Source organism: Streptomyces sp. NPDC001970 (assembly GCF_053594115.1).
The window spans coordinates 138,655-154,358 of record NZ_JBSFDW010000003.1 but is presented as its reverse complement, the minus strand read 5'-3'; the positions used below and the strand labels follow the sequence as shown (position 1 = coordinate 154,358).

At 71.6% G+C, this 15,704-nt stretch carries 13 protein-coding genes; 3 read left to right on the top strand and 10 right to left on the bottom strand.

From position 1 onward, the window contains the following. Window positions 1–125: 125 nt before the first annotated feature. The 6 genes from ACWCP0_RS05260 to ACWCP0_RS05235 all read right to left on the bottom strand — a co-directional run bounded on the left by ACWCP0_RS05260 (window position 126) and on the right by ACWCP0_RS05235 (window position 4,976). Window positions 126–1,730, bottom strand: a complete 1,605-nt coding sequence (locus ACWCP0_RS05260; protein WP_451077512.1) for a DEAD/DEAH box helicase — start codon at window positions 1,728–1,730, stop codon at window positions 126–128. Between the two features lie 91 nt (window positions 1,731–1,821). Further along, on the bottom strand, window positions 1,822–2,025 hold the full coding sequence (locus tag ACWCP0_RS05255) for a cold-shock protein (RefSeq protein WP_030707104.1): 204 nt from the start codon (window positions 2,023–2,025) through the stop codon (window positions 1,822–1,824). 1 nt (window position 2,026) lies between these two features. Continuing rightward, window positions 2,027–2,281, bottom strand: coding sequence for a hypothetical protein (locus tag ACWCP0_RS05250; RefSeq protein ID WP_451077511.1), 255 nt, complete (start codon window positions 2,279–2,281; stop codon window positions 2,027–2,029). Window positions 2,282–2,375: 94 nt separating this feature from the next. Next, the gene (locus ACWCP0_RS05245) at window positions 2,376–3,533 is read right to left on the bottom strand and encodes an acetyl-CoA C-acetyltransferase (protein ID WP_451077510.1); all 1,158 of its coding nucleotides are present in this window, start codon (window positions 3,531–3,533) and stop codon (window positions 2,376–2,378) included. After that, the gene (locus tag ACWCP0_RS05240; RefSeq protein ID WP_351225548.1) at window positions 3,515–4,153 is read right to left on the bottom strand and encodes a TetR/AcrR family transcriptional regulator; all 639 of its coding nucleotides are present in this window, start codon (window positions 4,151–4,153) and stop codon (window positions 3,515–3,517) included. The genes ACWCP0_RS05245 and ACWCP0_RS05240 overlap by 19 nt, the downstream gene beginning before the upstream one ends. A gap of 34 nt (window positions 4,154–4,187) precedes the next feature. After that, complete coding sequence (locus ACWCP0_RS05235) at window positions 4,188–4,976, bottom strand: SDR family oxidoreductase (protein ID WP_451077509.1); 789 nt, start codon at window positions 4,974–4,976, stop codon at window positions 4,188–4,190. 64 nt (window positions 4,977–5,040) lie between these two features. On the opposite strand from ACWCP0_RS05235, the gene ACWCP0_RS05230 reads away from it, so the two are divergent. Both ACWCP0_RS05230 and ACWCP0_RS05225 read left to right on the top strand, forming a co-directional pair. Further along, window positions 5,041–6,192: an acyl-CoA dehydrogenase family protein gene (locus ACWCP0_RS05230; protein WP_451077508.1), complete on the top strand. Its 1,152-nt coding sequence runs from the start codon at window positions 5,041–5,043 to the stop codon at window positions 6,190–6,192. Continuing rightward, window positions 6,192–7,202, top strand: a complete 1,011-nt coding sequence (locus tag ACWCP0_RS05225) for an acyl-CoA dehydrogenase family protein (RefSeq protein WP_451077507.1) — start codon at window positions 6,192–6,194, stop codon at window positions 7,200–7,202. Before ACWCP0_RS05230 ends, ACWCP0_RS05225 begins: the two co-directional genes overlap by 1 nt. Before the next feature lie 24 nt (window positions 7,203–7,226). Here the strand turns inward: ACWCP0_RS05225 and ACWCP0_RS05220 are convergent, their stop codons facing one another. Together ACWCP0_RS05220 and ACWCP0_RS05215 are read right to left on the bottom strand one after the other, a co-directional pair. After that, a complete protein-coding gene (locus ACWCP0_RS05220; RefSeq protein WP_451077506.1) occupies window positions 7,227–7,730 on the bottom strand; it encodes a pyridoxamine 5'-phosphate oxidase family protein in 504 nt (167 codons plus the stop codon). Window positions 7,731–8,352: 622 nt separating this feature from the next. Then, window positions 8,353–9,075 carry a vWA domain-containing protein gene (locus ACWCP0_RS05215; RefSeq protein WP_451077505.1) on the bottom strand — a complete coding sequence of 241 codons (723 nt, stop codon included), beginning with the start codon at window positions 9,073–9,075 and terminating at the stop codon, window positions 8,353–8,355. A gap of 231 nt (window positions 9,076–9,306) precedes the next feature. Between ACWCP0_RS05215 and ACWCP0_RS05210 the strand changes: the two genes are divergently transcribed. Beyond that, complete coding sequence (locus ACWCP0_RS05210; RefSeq protein WP_451077504.1) at window positions 9,307–9,429, top strand: hypothetical protein; 123 nt, start codon at window positions 9,307–9,309, stop codon at window positions 9,427–9,429. Between the two features lie 111 nt (window positions 9,430–9,540). Here the strand turns inward: ACWCP0_RS05210 and ACWCP0_RS05205 are convergent, their stop codons facing one another. Together ACWCP0_RS05205 and gltB are read right to left on the bottom strand one after the other, a co-directional pair. Further along, on the bottom strand, window positions 9,541–11,001 hold the full coding sequence (locus tag ACWCP0_RS05205) for a glutamate synthase subunit beta (protein WP_451077503.1): 1,461 nt from the start codon (window positions 10,999–11,001) through the stop codon (window positions 9,541–9,543). Beyond that, a complete protein-coding gene (gene gltB / locus ACWCP0_RS05200; protein ID WP_451077502.1) occupies window positions 10,994–15,559 on the bottom strand; it encodes a glutamate synthase large subunit in 4,566 nt (1,521 codons plus the stop codon). The genes ACWCP0_RS05205 and gltB overlap by 8 nt, the downstream gene beginning before the upstream one ends. Between the last annotated feature and the right edge of the window lie 145 nt (window positions 15,560–15,704).

Sequence of the window (15,704 nt, the reverse complement as noted above, 5' to 3'; positions counted from 1 at the left end):
GCCGACTGACGACGGACACCCAGGCCCACCACACCGAACCCTTCCGGCCATGGAGGACGGACACCCGGGCCCACCGAACAGCACCGGGCACCGCACGCCCCGGCGGGCGGGCCCGACGGGTGCGCCTAGCGGCCCGCGGCCCGGTGGTGGCGGCCGGTCTGCGTGCGCCGACCCGACCCCGTACCGCCGCCCTGCTGCGGACGCGGCGCCCGGCGCCGCGACCGCGCGGACCGCGCCGCCGTCTGCTGCGGCTGCGGCTGCTGCGGCACCTCGATGGTGACGGCCACACCCGACGGCTCGCGGGCCCCGGTCAGCCGTGCCAGCTCCTCGTCGCTGGACTTGATCATCGCCGTGCGCGGGCTGATGCCCGCATCCGACATCAGCCGGGCCATCTCGCGCTTCTGGTCGGGCAGGACCAGCGTGACGACGCTGCCCGACTCGCCCGCCCGCGCGGTGCGCCCGCCCCGGTGGAGATAGTCCTTGTGGTCCATCGGCGGATCGACGTTCACGACGAGGTCCAGGTCGTCGACATGGATGCCACGGGCCGCCACATTGGTCGCCACCAGCGCGCTGACCTGCCCGTTCTTGAACTGGTCGAGGGTGCGGTTGCGCTGCGGCTGCGACCGCCCGCCGTGCAGGCCCGCCGCCCGTACGCCGCTGGCGAGCAGCCGCTTGACGAGCCGGTCCACGGACCGCTTGGTGTCCAGGAACATGATGACCCGGCCGTCACGGGCCGCTATGCGCGTCGTGACCGCCTTCTTGTCCGTCTCGTCGGCGACGTACAGCACGTGGTGGTCCATCGTGGTCACGGCGCCTGCGGACGGGTCGACCGAGTGCACGACGGGGTCGGTCAGGAACTGCCGTACGAGCCGGTCGATGTTCCGGTCCAGGGTGGCCGAGAACAGCATGCGCTGCCCGTCCGCCTCCACCTGCTTCAGCAGGGCGGTGACCTGCGGCATGAAGCCCATGTCGGCCATCTGGTCGGCCTCGTCCAGCACGGTGATCGCCACCTGGTCGAGCCGGCAGTCGCCGCGCTCGATGAGGTCCTTGAGCCGGCCGGGCGTCGCCACGACCACCTCGGCGCCGCGCCGCAGCGAGCCCGCCTGCTTGGTGATCGACATTCCGCCGACGACCGTGGCGAGCCGCAGGTTGACGGCCGTCGCGTACGGGGTGAGGGCATCGGTGACCTGCTGGGCGAGCTCCCGCGTGGGCACGAGGACCAGGGCGAGCGGGGCCCCGGACTCGGCCCGCCGCCCGGCGGTGCGGGCGAGCAGCGCGAGACCGAAAGCGAGGGTCTTGCCCGAGCCGGTGCGCCCGCGTCCGAGCAGGTCACGCCCGGCGAGCGAGTTCGGCAGCGTGGCGGCCTGGATCGGGAAGGGTGCGGTCACCCCCTGCGCGGAGAGGGTCTTCAGCAGCGCCGCGGGCAGTTCCAGCTCGTCGAACGACGCGACGGCGGGCAGGGCGGGCGTGCTGGTTTCCGGCAGCGTGAATTCCTGCGGAGGCGTCACGGCACGGCGCACACTGCCGGAGCGTTTGGCCGAGCCGTTCGCGGAGCCCTTTGCGGGACTCTTGGCAGAGCTCTTGGCGGACCGTCGCGCGGGCTGTTTCGACGGCTCGTTCGCGGACCGGTTCGCGGAGGAGCCCGCGGACCTGTCCACGGGCTCGTTCGCGGTGCGCTTGACGGGTCGCGTCGCCGGTCGCCGGCGTGCGGGACTTTCGGAGCGAGTCATTCGGGAATGCCTTCCTGGGCCTGAGGACAGCACAAGCCGGGGCCCGCACCGCGAAGGTGCGGGCCCCGGCTGCGTGGTACGCGTCCGGGTGTCAGGCCGGGACGATGTTCTCCGCCTGCGGGCCCTTCTGGCCCTGCGTGACGTCGAAGGTGACCTTCTGGCCTTCCTGGAGCTCACGGAAGCCCGAGGAGGCGATGTTGGAGTAGTGCGCGAAGACGTCGGCGCCGCCGCCGTCCTGCTCGATGAAGCCGAAGCCCTTTTCCGAGTTGAACCACTTCACGGTTCCAGTGGCCATGTCATTCTCCCGATAGGTAAGAGGTCCCATCCGGAGAAAGCCGGAAAAACAGTAATGCGCCCAGCGGATCATTTCCCGTCAGGCGCACATAAAGTTCATGGGTACCAAAACTGCAACGTCGAGAACTGTAGCACGCCCGGTCGCCGTGCGGGATCACGAAACGGCGGAGCCGCGGCAGGTCTTTATTGTCATGAACACCATCGAAGCCGCCGCCGGCCTCGCCCACACCATGTGGCCCCTGGCCGAGCCCGTCCACGGCGTCACCTCCCTCGCCCCGAAAGCCCACGCCGCTTTCGAGGACGCGGCCCGTCCCACCGACATGTCCGCCGCGCCCTCAGGGAATGGCGGCGCTACAGCCGCTCGATGATCGTCACGTTCGCCTGGCCCCCGCCCTCGCACATCGTCTGAAGCCCGAACCGCCCACCCGTGCGCTCCAGTTCGTGCAGCAGCGTCGTCATCAGCTTCACACCCGTCGCACCCAGCGGATGGCCCAGGGCGATCGCGCCGCCGTTCACGTTCACCCGCGCGGGGTCCGCACCGGTCTCCTTGAGCCAGGCGAGCACCACGGGGGCGAAGGCCTCGTTGATCTCGACGAGGTCGATGTCGTCGATGGACATACCGGTCTTCTTCAGCGCGTGTGCGGTGGCCGGGATGGGGGCGGAGAGCATCCGGACGGGGTCCTCGCCGCGCACCGAGAGGTGGTGGACGCGGGCGCGTGGGGTGAGCCCGTGTTCGCGTACGGCACGCTCGCTCGCGAGGAGCATCGCCGCCGCGCCGTCCGAGACCTGGGAGGAGCAGGCCGCGGTGATCGTGCCGCCGTCCAGGACGGGGCGCAGGCCCGCCATCTTCTCCAGGGTCGTGTCGCGGCGAGGGCCTTCGTCCACCGTCACGTCGCCGTGGGCGACGGTCTCCCGCTCGAAGCGGCCCTCGTCGATCGCGCGGACGGCCCGCTGGTGGGAGCGGAGGGCGAACTCCTCCATGTCGAGGCGGGAGATGCCCCACTTCTTCGCGATCAGCTCGGCGCCGTGGAACTGGTTGACGGGCGCGTCGCCGTACCGGGCACGCCAGCCCTGCGAGCCGTGGAAGGGGCCCTCGGTCAGCCCGAGCGGCTCCGCGGCCTGTCGGGAGGCGAAGGCGATCGGGATCTGCGTCATGTTCTGCACGCCGCCCGCGACGACGAGGTCCTGGGTGCCGGACATGACGCCCTGGGCCGCGAAGTGCACCGCCTGCTGGGAGGAGCCGCACTGGCGGTCGACGGTGACGCCCGGCACCTCCTCGGGCAGGCCCGCCGCCAGCCAGCAGGTGCGGGCGATGTCACCTGCCTGCGGGCCCACGGTGTCCAGGCAGCCGAAGACGACGTCCTCGACGGCGGCCGGGTCGATCCCCGACCGGGCGACCAGAGCGTTGAGGACGTGTGCGCCCAGGTCGGCGGGGTGGACACCGGCCAGGCCTCCCTTGCGCCGGCCGACCGGGGTGCGTACCGCTTCGACTATGTAGGCCTCGGCCATGACTGCTGCTCCTTCGTCGTAATGCCGTCGAGCACCATCGACAGGTACTGGCGGGCGATCTCGTCGGGGCTGTGCCGCCCGCCCGGCCGGTACCAGGACGCCGCGACCCACACCGTGTCGCGGACGAACCGGTACGTGAGCCGGACGTCCAGGTCGTCGCGGAAGACCCGCGCGGCGACCCCGCGCTCCAGCGTTCCCAGCCACGCCTTCTCGAACTTCTGCTGCGAGTCGGCGAGATAGCGGAAGCGGGGCTGTGCGGAGAGGTGCCTGGACTCCTTCTGGTAGATCGCGACGGCGGCGCGGTGCCGGTCGATCTCCCGGAACGACTCGGTGACGAGTGCCTCGATCGTCTCCCTCGGCCCGAGCCCGGCCGCAAGGACGGTGTCGTACCCCGCCCACAGTTCGTCGAGGAAGGTGGAGAGGATCTCGTCGAGCATCGATTCCTTGGAATCGAAGTGGTAGTAGAGGCTGCCGGCGAGCATGCCCGCCGCGTCCGCGATCTTGCGGACGGTGGTGGCGTTGTAGCCCTGGGCGGCGAACACCTCGGCCGCGATGCCGAGCAGTTCGCGGCGCCGCTCCGGCGAGGCGGTCACCTGGGTCTTCTTCTTCGTCGTTGGCACGTGCCCATTCTGGTCCTGCCCGGTCCTGCCCGATCTACGGATGCTGGGAGCTGACGGACACCGTTTCGCCCGTCATGTACGAGGAGTAGCCGCTGGCGAGGAAGACGATGACGTTGGCGACCTCCCAGGGCTCGGCGTACCGGCCGAAGGCCTCGCGGGCGGTGAGCTCCTCCAGCAGCTCGGCCGAGGTGACCTTCACCAGGTGCGGGTGCATGGCGAGGCTCGGCGAGACCGCGTTGACGCGGACCCCGTACGCCGCCGCCTCGACCGCCGCGCACCGGGTCAGCGCCATGACGCCGGCCTTCGCGGCGGCGTAGTGGGCCTGGCCGGCCTGGGCGCGCCAGCCGACGACGGAGGCGTTGTTGACGACGACGCCGCCGCGGCCGGCCGCCCTGAACGCCCGGAGGGCGGCCCGGGTGCAGCGGAAGGTGCCGTTCAGCGTGACGTCCAGCACGCGGGACCACTGCTCGTCGGTCATGTCGACGAGTTCGGACGTGCCGCCGAGGCCCGCGTTGTTGACGACGAGGTCGAGGCCCCCGTGGATCCGTACGGCCTCGTCGAAGAGGGCCTGCACCTGGGCCTCGTCGGTGACGTCGCACACCCGCGAGTCCACGGCCGCCGCCCCGAACTCGGCAGCGAGCGCGTCCTCGCTCTCCTTGAGGCGGCGCGCGTGCGCGTCGCTGATCAGGACCCGTGCACCTTCCTCGAGGAAGCGGCGCGCGGTCGCCCCGCCGATCCCGGCCCCCGCGGCCGCGGTGATGACGGCGGTACGGCCGTCCAGCAGCGCATGCCCGGGTACGTACTGAGCCTTGATGTCCGTCACACCGGCACGCTAACCTACCAAACACTTGTTAGGGAAGGTTCCCGGGGAGGGGAGCGGGCGCTTCATGGACCTGACGCACACGGCGGACGAGGACGCGTTCCGCGCGGAGGCCCGCGCGTGGCTGCGTGCGCACGTCCCGGCCGGGCCGCTGCCGTCGCTGGAGACGGAGGAGGGCTTCGCCGCGCACCGGGCGTGGGAGGCGGAGCTGTACGCCGACCGCTGGTCGGTGGTGTCCTGGCCGCAGCGGTACGGCGGCCGCGGCGTCGATCTCTTCCACTGGCTGGTCTTCGAGGAGGAGTACTACGCGGCGGGCGCGCCGGGCCGGGTGTCGCAGAACGGCATCAACCTCCTCGCCCCGACCCTCTTCGACCACGGGACCGAGGAGCAGCGGGCCCGCATCCTGCCGTCCATGGCCGGCGGCGAGGCGATCTGGGCGCAGGCCTGGTCGGAGCCGGAGTCCGGTTCCGACCTCGCGTCGCTGAAGTCCCGGGCCGTGCGGACGGACGGCGGCTGGCTGCTGTCGGGCCAGAAGACGTGGTCGTCGCGGGCGGCCTTCGCGGACCGGGCGTTCGGCATCTTCCGGACCGACCCCGATGCCGGCAAGCCGCACCGGGGCCTGACGTACCTGATGTTCGACCTGCGCGCGCCGGGCGTCACGGTCCGCCCGATCGGCCGGCTCGACGGCAAGCCGGCCTTCGCCGAACTGTTCCTGGACGACGTCTTCGTGCCGGACGAGGACGTGATCGGCGAGCCCGGGCAGGGCTGGCGTATCGCCATGTCGACGACCGGCAACGAACGCGGCCTCACGCTCCGCTCCCCCGGCCGCTTCCTGGCCGCGGCCGACCGGCTCGTACGGCTCTGGCGGTCGGCCGGGGACCCCTCCGACACGGCGCTGAGGGACCGGGTCGCGGACGCGGTGATCGGCGCGCGGGCGTACCAGCTCTTCACGTACGCCAACGCCTCACGCTTCGCGGCGGGTTCGGCCATCGGTGCCGAGTCCAGCCTGAACAAGGTCTTCTGGTCCGAGTACGACATCGCCCTGCACGAGACCGCGCTCGATCTGCTCGGCGTGGACGGGGAGTTGGCGGACGGCCCGGGCGGGTGGGCCGAGGGGTACGTCTTCTCGCTGGCCGGGCCCCTCTACGCCGGAACGAACGAGATCCAGCGCGACATCATCGCCGAGCGCCTGCTCGGACTTCCGAAAGGCCGCCGCTGATGCGCTTCCTGCTCGACGACGAACAGCGGGCCTTCGGGCGCTCGCTGGACGCGATGCTGACGGCCGCGGACACGGTGGCGGCAGCGCGGGCCTGGGCGGCGGGCGACCCAGCGCCGGGTCGCGCACTGTGGTCCCGCCTGGCCGGCGCGGGGGTCTTCGCGCTGGCCGTTCCGGAGGCGTACGAGGGCGTGGGCCCGCTCCCCGTCGATCTCGCCGTCGCCTTCGTGGAGCTCGGCCGCCATGCGGTACCGGGCCCGCTGGCGGAAACCGTCGCCGCGGCCGCGCTGCTCGCGGAGCTCGGTGAGCCCGGCCCGGCGAAGCGGCTCCTGCCGGGGATCGCGGCGGGCGAGGTGATGGCGACGCTGCGGCTTCCGGGGGCGGGGCGGTACGTGCTGGACGCGGATGCGGCGGGCTGGGTGCTGGTGGTCGAACCGGATGGCGGCGAGGGCGCCGACGGCTCCGGCCCGCCCCGCGCGAGGCTGCGTGTCGCGCCCGGGCACGGACCGGTCCGGACGTCGGCCGATCCGGTGCGGCGGCTTGCTGTGCCGGACGCGGGCGGGGAGGTCATCGCCGCCGGGACCGCCGTCGCCGCGGCGGCCCGGCGCGCCGGGGACTGGGCGCGTCTCGCCACGGCCGCGCAGTCGCTCGGCACCGGGCTCGCCTTGCTGGAGCGAACCGTCGCGTACGCCGGGCAGCGCACCCAGTTCGGCGCCCCGATCGGGTCGTTCCAGGCGGTCAAGCACCGGCTGGCGGACACGCTGGTCGCGCTCGAGTTCGCCCGGCCGCTCCTCCACGGGGCGGCGCTCTCGCTGGCCCCCGCCGAGGTCGCCGCGGCGAAGGTGGCCACGGGCGAGGCCGCGTACGCCGCCGCCCGCACCGCCCTCCAGGTGCACGGCGCCGTCGGCTACACCGAGGAGCTGGACCTCTCCCTCTGGCTGCGCAAGGCCCGCCCGCTGCGGGACGCGTGGGGCACGCCGGCCCAGTGCCGGGCCGCGGTGCTGTCCGGCTGACTCACGGCGCGGTCCCCGGCGCGGTCACGTGGCGTCCGGGCGCGCCGGGCTGTCGTCGTTGCCGCGCCGGACGGTCCGCAGCCCTCGCCCCGGCCGCCAGGACCGGACCACGAGCTCGTCGCCCTCGACCCCCGTCCGTACGACCTCGGTCGGCTCCACCCGGAACAGATGGAACGGCTGCGGCGCCTCGACCGCCTCCTGGAACCGTGCCATCACCTCCGGATCGGTCACCTCGACGGCCCGTCCGGCGACCCGCACGTCCCCGTCCTCCATGGACGCACCGGCCCCGGGATTGGCATGGATCGCGAACCTCGGGTCACGCCGCAGGTCCAGTGCCTTGCGCGAGTTCGGCATCATCCCGAGCCACAGCTCCCCGAACCTGAAGTTCACCTCGAGGCCGGTCACGCGCGGTGAGCCGTCCTTGCGCAGCGTCGCGAGGACGTGGTGCGTGTACTGCTCGAAGCGCTGCTGCACGGTCGCGGCGAAGTCCGGCTCCGCCTCACTGAAATCTGTCCAGCTGTTTCCCATGGCTCCAGACAACCCTGGATACCCGACATCTTCTGTCGGGATTGCGGCGGGCAGGGCTGCGCATGCCCGGGAAGCGGTCGCCGTGGTCGGCAGACCGCCGCCGGTTCAGGTCTCCTGGCCGATGCGGGCACGGCACGCGCTGTCGCGCCCCACCGCGTGCGGCCGAACCGCAGCGGCCGGCGACGGTGCAGCGTGGGGGATCCACCCGCGCGGCGCGCCGAACGGTTCCTTGAGCCGGTGGACGGCGGGGCGTCCGCGCACACGGGAGCCGAGGTGCTGCTCGGTGGTCACCCGGGCGACCGCAGCCCGGCCCTCGGGGGCGACGTGGAAGCGCGAGCGGAGCGGCGTCGTCCGGCACGGGCCCGTCGGCGTCACGGCAGAGACGGACAGCCCCGCCCTCCCGGGCCACCGCCGGCGGGGACGCCGCGTACCTCGTCTCCCAGGATCACCCGCTCCTGCGGCGCCACGTACTCCCCTCCCGTGCCACGGCAGTCGGGCGCCCGTGCGCTCACCATGATCACCGAAGGCAGCGGGCGGAGCCGCCCGGTCTCCTGCGCTCTGCACGGTGCCGGTGACCTGGGCACACGGCGGCGCGGCGGCCAGGCATGACGGGCCCGTACGGTCAGGAGCGCACGATGCCCTGCGCGCGGGCGGCGGCCAGCCAGGACGGGAACTCGGCGACGAGCCGGTCGTACAGCTCCGCGTCCGGGACCCGGCGCGGGTCCTGGCCCGCGTGGAAGAAGCCGGCGTTGTCGACCGGACGCTTCGCCGGGACGGCCAGCTCGTCCAGCTTGCGCAGGAACTCGAACTGCCGGCTGCCCGGATCGCCGAAGCCGATGAACTGCCAGAACAGCGGCAGCTTCGCCGCCTTGCACAGATAGCGCTCCGCGGCGAGCTTGTTGATGGGCCCGCCGTCCGTCTGGAAGACGACGAGGGCGGGGGCCGTGGACCCGCTGTCCAGGTAGTGGTCGATGACCGCGTCCATCGCCGCGTGGTAGCTGGTCTTGCCCATGTGCCCGAGCCCGGCCACGATCCGGTCGATCCGGCCCTCGTGGTCCGCGAGGGCGATCTCGGTCTCCGCGTCGATGTCCGTGGAGAAGAAGACGACGGGCACGCTCCCGTCGTCGTCCAGGTTCGCCGACAGCCCCAGCACCCGGTCGGCGAGGGCCTGGACGCTGCCGTCCTTGTAGTACGGCTTCATCGAGCCGGAGTAGTCCACCACCAGATAGACCGCGACGCGCTGCCCGCGCAGCCCGTGCTTCTCCAGCGAGACGCCCGCGGTCTTGTAGAGGCTGACGAGGGCCGGGGCGGACTCCTCTATCTTGCGGAGGCTGATCGCCGCCATTGCGCGTCTCCGTTTCGCCGGGTGTGCCAACGCGCAGGAATGTACGGGAAGTCGAGCGGATGACGCAGCCGCCCGATCGGCTGTCGGACCTGGCCGGTACCGTGCGGCCGGGACCTCTGGCATTCCACGGACCTGTCCCGGCAGTACTGCGAGACCTGCGGTCAGGAGCTGCGGCTGCTGCTGACCGTCGATTCGCGCGGGTGGGACGGGGGCTCGCGCAGCCGGCGCCCCGTGGAGGACGCCGAGGACGGCAGGGTGGATCCGACGAAGGTCGTCGTGGGCCGCTGTGGCGAGTACAACGTGTTCGTCCGCCCCGCCCACCCCCGCCACCCGCACCGGATGAGCCTGCAGTAGCGGCACCCGCCGCAAAGCACCGCGACGCCTGCCCGTCGTCCGGTCGGGGACAGTGGGCAGGCGCCGCGATCAGTTCCGTACGCCGTTGTACGGGACGTATATGAGGGAACGTCAGACCATCAGGGCACGGTCCGTCGGGCGGATCGGGGCCGGCAGGTGGCTCGCGCCCGTGAGGTAGCGGTCCACCCCGCGTGCCGCGGAGCGGCCCTCGGCGATGGCCCAGACGATCAGGGACTGGCCGCGGCCCGCGTCGCCGGCGACGAAGACGCCGTCGACGTTGGTCGCGAAGTCCGCGTCGCGCGCGATGTTGCCGCGCTCGTCCAGCTCCAGGCCGAACTGGGAGACCAGGCCGTTCTCGACGTCCGTGCCGGTGAAGCCCATGGCGAGGGTGACCAGCTGGGCCGGGATGACGCGCTCCGTGCCCGGCTTCTGCTGGAGCTTGCCGTCGACGAACTCGACCTCGATCAGGTGCAGGGACTGGACGTTGCCGTCCTCGTCGCCCTCGAAGTGGGTGGTGGAGACGGAGTAGACCCGCTCGCCGCCCTCCTCGTGCGCGGACGTCACCTTGTAGAGCATCGGGAACGTCGGCCAGGGCTGGTTGGCGTTCCGCTCCTCGCCCGGCCGGGGCATGATCTCCAGCTGTGTGACGGACAGCGCGCCCTGGCGGTGGGCGGTGCCGACACAGTCCGCACCGGTGTCGCCGCCGCCGATGACGACGACGTGCTTGCCCTCGGCGGTGATCGGCGGGGCCACGAAGTCGCCCTCGACGACCTTGTTGGAGAGCGGCAGGTACTCCATCGCCTGGTGGATGCCCTTGAGCTCGCGGCCCGGCACCGGCAGGTCGCGGGCGGTCGTGGCGCCGGCCGCGACGACGACGGCGTCGTACCGGCGGCGCAACTTCGCCGCGTCGGTGTCGCGGCCGATCTCCACGCCCGTGCGGAACTTGGTGCCCTCCGCGCGCATCTGCTCGATCCGGCGGTTGATGTGCCGCTTCTCCATCTTGAACTCGGGGATGCCGTAGCGCAGCAGTCCGCCGATGCGGTCGGCGCGCTCGAACACGGCGACCGTGTGGCCCGCCCGGGTCAGCTGCTGGGCGGCGGCGAGACCCGCCGGGCCCGAGCCGATGACCGCGACGGTCTTGCCGGACAGCCGCTCCGGCGGCTGCGGCTTGACGTCGTTGGCGTCCCACGCCTTGTCGATGATGGAGACTTCGACGTTCTTGATGGTGACGGCGGGCTGGTTGATGCCGAGGACGCACGCCGACTCGCACGGGGCGGGGCAGAGCCGGCCCGTGAACTCGGGGAAGTTGTTCGTGGCGTGCAGCCGCTCGCTCGCGGCCTGCCAGTCCTCGCGGTAGGCGTAGTCGTTCCACTCGGGGATCAGGTTCCCCAGGGGGCAGCCGTTGTGGCAGAACGGGATGCCGCAGTCCATGCAGCGCCCGGCCTGCTTGCTGATGATCGGCAGCAGGGAGCCGGGGACGTAGACCTCGTTCCAGTCCTTCACCCGCTCGCCCACCGGGCGGGTCCTGGCGACCTCGCGCCCGGTGGTCAGGAAGCCCTTGGGGTCAGCCATTGGTCGCCGCCTCCATCATCTTCTCGGTGGTCTCCTGATCGGAGAGACCGGCGAGCTCAGCGGCGTCCTTGGCGGCGAGCACTGCCTTGTACGTGGTCGGGATGATCTTGCTGAACCGGTCGACCGCCGCGGACCAGTCGGCAACCAGCTTCTCGGCGACGGTGGAGCCCGTCTCCTCGTGGTGGCGGCGCACGACGTCGTGCAGCCACTGCTTGTCGGTGTCGTCCAGCGCCTCGACGGCGCCCGCGTTTCCGGCGTTGACGTTGTCCTTGTCGAGGTCGATGACGTACGCGATGCCACCGGACATGCCGGCCGCGAAGTTGCGTCCCGTCTCGCCGAGGACGACGGCGTGGCCGCCGGTCATGTACTCGCAGCCGTGGTCGCCCACGCCCTCGGAGACCACCAGCGCACCGGAGTTGCGGACGCAGAAGCGCTCGCCGGTGCGGCCGCGCAGGAACAGTTCGCCGCCGGTCGCGCCGTAGGCGATGGTGTTGCCCGCGATGGTCGAGTACTCGGCCAGGTGGTCGGCGCCGCGGTCCGGGCGGACGATGACACGGCCGCCGGAGAGGCCCTTGCCGACGTAGTCGTTGGCGTCGCCCTCCAGGCGCAGCGTGACACCGCGCGGCAGGAAGGCTCCGAAGGACTGGCCGGCCGAGCCGGTGAAGGTGATGTCGATGGTGTCGTCGGGCAGGCCCGCACCGCCGAACTTCCTGGTCACCTCGTGGCCGAGCATCGTGCCCACGGTCCGGTTGATGTTCCGGATCGGGACCTGGGCGCGGACCGGCTGGGCCTCCTCGGCGGAGGGCGCGGCCAGCGCATCGGCCGACAGCTTGATCAGCTCGTTGTCCAGGGCCTTCTCCAGGCCGTGGTCCTGCTCGACCAGCTGGTGGCGTACGGCACCGTCGGGCAGGTCGGGAACGTGGAAGAGGGGCTCGAGGTCGAGGCCCTGCGCCTTCCAGTGGTTCACGGCCCGGGTGGTGTCGAGCAGCTCGGCGTGGCCGACGGCCTCGTCGAGCGTGCGGAAGCCGAGCTCGGCGAGGAGCTCGCGGACCTCTTCGGCGATGAACCGGAAGAAGTTCACGACGAACTCGGCCTTGCCGGCGAACCGTTCCCGCAGGACCGGGTTCTGCGTGGCGATGCCGACCGGGCAGGTGTCCAGGTGGCAGACGCGCATCATGACGCAGCCGGAGACGACGAGCGGCGCGGTCGCGAAACCGAACTCCTCGGCGCCGAGCAGCGCGGCGATGACGACGTCACGGCCGGTCTTCAGCTGGCCGTCGGTCTGCACGACGATGCGGTCGCGCAGGCCGTTGAGCAGCAGCGTCTGCTGGGTCTCGGCGAGGCCGAGCTCCCAGGGGCCGCCCGCGTGCTTCAGCGACGTGAGCGGGGACGCGCCGGTGCCGCCGTCGTGGCCGGAGATGAGGACGACGTCCGCATGGGCCTTGGAGACACCCGCGGCGACCGTGCCGACACCGACCTCGGACACCAGCTTCACGTGGATGCGGGCGGCCGGGTTGGCGTTCTTGAGGTCGTGGATCAGCTGAGCCAGGTCCTCGATGGAGTAGATGTCGTGGTGCGGCGGCGGGGAGATCAGACCGACACCGGGCGTGCTGTGCCGGGTCTTGGCGATCCACGGGTAGACCTTCTGGCCGGGCAGCTGGCCGCCCTCGCCGGGCTTGGCGCCCTGGGCCATCTTGATCTGGATGTCGTCCGCGTTGACCAGGTACTCGGACGTGACGCCGAAGCGGCCGGAGGCGACCTGCTTGATCGACGAACGCCGCGCCGGGTCGTACAGGCGCTCCGGGTCCTCGCCACCCTCACCGGTGTTGGACTTGCCGCCCAGCTGGTTCATGGCGACGGCGAGGGTCTCGTGGGCCTCCTTGGAGATGGAGCCGTACGACATGGCGCCGGTGGAGAAGCGCTTGACGATCTCGGAGACCGGCTCGACCTCGTCGAGCGGGACGGGCTCGCGGTCGGACGTGAAACCGAACATGCCGCGGAGCGTCATGAGGCGCTCGGACTGCTCGTTCACGCGCTCCGTGTACTTCTTGAAGATGTCGTACCGCTTGGAGCGCGTGGCGTGCTGCAGCCGGAAGACCGTCTCCGGGTCGAAGAGGTGCGGCTCGCCCTCGCGGCGCCACTGGTACTCGCCGCCGATGTCCAGCGCGCGGTGCGCCGGGGCGATGCCGCTGGCCGGGTACGCCTTGGCGTGCCGGGCGGCGACCTCCTTGGCGATGACGTCGAGGCCGGGTCCGCCGATCTTCGTCGCCGTGCCGTCGAAGTACTTGTCGACGAAGGCCTCGTCGAGACCGACGGCCTCGAAGACCTGCGCGCCGCGGTAGGAGGCGACCGTGGAGATGCCCATCTTGGACATGACCTTGAGGACGCCCTTGCCCAGAGCCTTGATCAGGTTGCGGATCGCCTGCTCGGGCTCGATGCCCTCGATGAACGTACCGGCGCGCAGGAGGTCCTCGACGGACTCCATCGCCAGGTACGGGTTGACGGCGGCGGCGCCGTAACCGATGAGCAGCGCGACGTGGTGCACCTCGCGGACGTCACCGGCCTCGACCAGCAGGCCCACGTGGGTGCGCTGCTTGGTGCGGATGAGGTGATGGTGCACGGCGGCGGTGAGCAGCAGCGACGGGATCGGCGCGTGCTCGGCGTCGGAGTGCCGGTCGGAGAGCACGATCAGCCGGGCGCCGCTCTCGATCGCGGCGTCGGCCTCGGCGCAGATCTCGTCGATACGGGCGGCCAGCGCGTCGCCGCCGCCGGAGACCCGGAAGAGGCCGGAGAGCGTCGCGGCCTTCATGCCGGGCATGTCGCCGTCGGCGTTGATGTGGATGAGCTTGGCCAGCTCGTCGTTGTCGATCACCGGGAAGGGCAGGGTGACCGACCGGCAGGAGGCCGAGATCGGCTCCAGCAGGTTGCCCTGGGGGCCGAGGGACGAGCGCAGCGAGGTGACGAGCTCCTCGCGGATGGCGTCCAGCGGCGGGTTGGTGACCTGCGCGAACAGCTGGGTGAAGTAGTCGAAGAGGAGACGGGGCCGCTCGGAGAGGGCCGCGATCGGGGAGTCCGTACCCATGGAGCCCAGCGGCTCGCCGCCGGTGCGGGCCATCGGCGCGAGGATGACGCGCAGCTCCTCCTCGGTGTAGCCGAAGGTCTGCTGGCGGCGGGTGACCGAGGCGTGGGTGTGGACGATGTGCTCGCGCTCGGGAAGGTCCTCGAGCTCGATCTCGCCGGTCTCCAGCCAGTCCTGGTACGGGTGCTCGGCGGCGAGGGCGGCCTTGATCTCGTCGTCCTCGATGATGCGGTGCTCGGCGGTGTCGACGAGGAACATCCTGCCGGGCTGGAGGCGGCCCTTGCGGACGACCTTCGCGGGGTCGATGTCGAGGACACCGACCTCGGAGGAGAGGACGACGAGGCCGTCGTCGGTGACCCAGTAGCGGCCGGGACGCAGACCGTTGCGGTCCAGGACCGCGCCGACCTGGGTGCCGTCGGTGAAGGTGACACAGGCCGGGCCGTCCCAGGGCTCCATCATCGTGGAGTGGTACTGGTAGAAGGCGCGCCGGGCCGGGTCCATGGAGTCGTGGTTCTCCCACGCCTCGGGGACCATCATCAGGACGCTGTGCGGCAGCGAGCGGCCGCCGAGGTGGAGCAGCTCCAGGACCTCGTCGAAGGAGGCGGAGTCGGAGGCGTCCGGCGTACAGACCGGGAAGATCCGCTCCAGCTTGTCGCTCCCGAACAGCTCCGAGGCGAGCTGGGACTCGCGGGCGCGCATCCAGTTGCGGTTGCCCTTGACCGTGTTGATCTCGCCGTTGTGCGCGACGAAGCGGTACGGATGGGCGAGCGGCCAGCTCGGGAAGGTGTTCGTGGAGAACCGGGAGTGGACGAGCGCGACGGCGGTGGCGAAGCGGCGGTCGGACAGGTCCGGGAAGAAGGGCTCCAGCTGGCCGGTGGTCAGCATGCCCTTGTAGACGATGGTGCGCGCCGACAGCGACGGGAAGTACACGCCCGCCTCGCGCTCGGCGCGCTTGCGCAGCACGAACGCCTTGCGGTCGAGGGCGATGCCGGTGGCGGTGCCGTCCGCGTCCGCGACGAACAGCTGGCGGAAGGCCGGCATCGTCGAGCGGGCGGTGGCGCCGAGAAGGTCGGGGGCGACGGGGACCTCGCGCCAGCCGAGGACGGTCAGTCCCTCCTCGGCGGCGAGCGTCTCGATCCGTGAGACGTTCTCTTCCTGGCCGTCCACGGGCAGGAAGGCGATGCCGACGGCGTACGAACCGGCCTCGGGAAGCCCGAATCCGGTGGCCTCGCGCAGGAACGCGTCCGGGACCTGGAGGAGGATGCCGGCGCCGTCGCCCGAGTCGGGCTCCGAGCCGGTGGCGCCGCGGTGCTCCAGGTTGCGCAGAACGGTCAACGCCTGCTCGACCAGCTCATGGCTGGCTACACCGGTGAGGGTGGCCACGAACCCGACACCGCAGGCGTCGTGTTCGTTACGAGGGTCGTACATCCCCTGCGGGGCGGGGCGACCGTCCATGGGCGACCAGGCGTACGAACGCATCGGCTCTCCCGTCGTCGTCGTGGCATGTGGTGGTGCCGAGGGACGACGTTGGCCCTCTGCTGAAATTTCGTGCAGGTTACATGATGCGATGCTTCTCGGGAAGCGGATAGCCCATTCCAACATGCGGACACCGCGATCTGGGGTC

What these genes read in the sequence shown, in the direction of transcription:
- ACWCP0_RS05260 (WP_451077512.1), bottom strand. Translation starts at nt 1,730, where the DNA reads ATGACTCGCTCCGAAAGTCCCGCACGCCGGCGACCGGCGACGCGACCC.
- ACWCP0_RS05255 (WP_030707104.1), bottom strand. Translation starts at nt 2,025, where the DNA reads ATGGCCACTGGAACCGTGAAGTGGTTCAACTCGGAAAAGGGCTTCGGC.
- ACWCP0_RS05245 (WP_451077510.1), bottom strand. Translation starts at nt 3,533, where the DNA reads ATGGCCGAGGCCTACATAGTCGAAGCGGTACGCACCCCGGTCGGCCGG.
- ACWCP0_RS05230 (WP_451077508.1), top strand. Translation starts at nt 5,041, where the DNA reads ATGGACCTGACGCACACGGCGGACGAGGACGCGTTCCGCGCGGAGGCC.
- ACWCP0_RS05225 (WP_451077507.1), top strand. Translation starts at nt 6,192, where the DNA reads ATGCGCTTCCTGCTCGACGACGAACAGCGGGCCTTCGGGCGCTCGCTG.
- ACWCP0_RS05220 (WP_451077506.1), bottom strand. Translation starts at nt 7,730, where the DNA reads ATGGGAAACAGCTGGACAGATTTCAGTGAGGCGGAGCCGGACTTCGCC.
- ACWCP0_RS05215 (WP_451077505.1), bottom strand. Translation starts at nt 9,075, where the DNA reads ATGGCGGCGATCAGCCTCCGCAAGATAGAGGAGTCCGCCCCGGCCCTC.
- ACWCP0_RS05205 (WP_451077503.1), bottom strand. Translation starts at nt 11,001, where the DNA reads ATGGCTGACCCCAAGGGCTTCCTGACCACCGGGCGCGAGGTCGCCAGG.
- gltB (WP_451077502.1), bottom strand. Translation starts at nt 15,559, where the DNA reads ATGCGTTCGTACGCCTGGTCGCCCATGGACGGTCGCCCCGCCCCGCAG.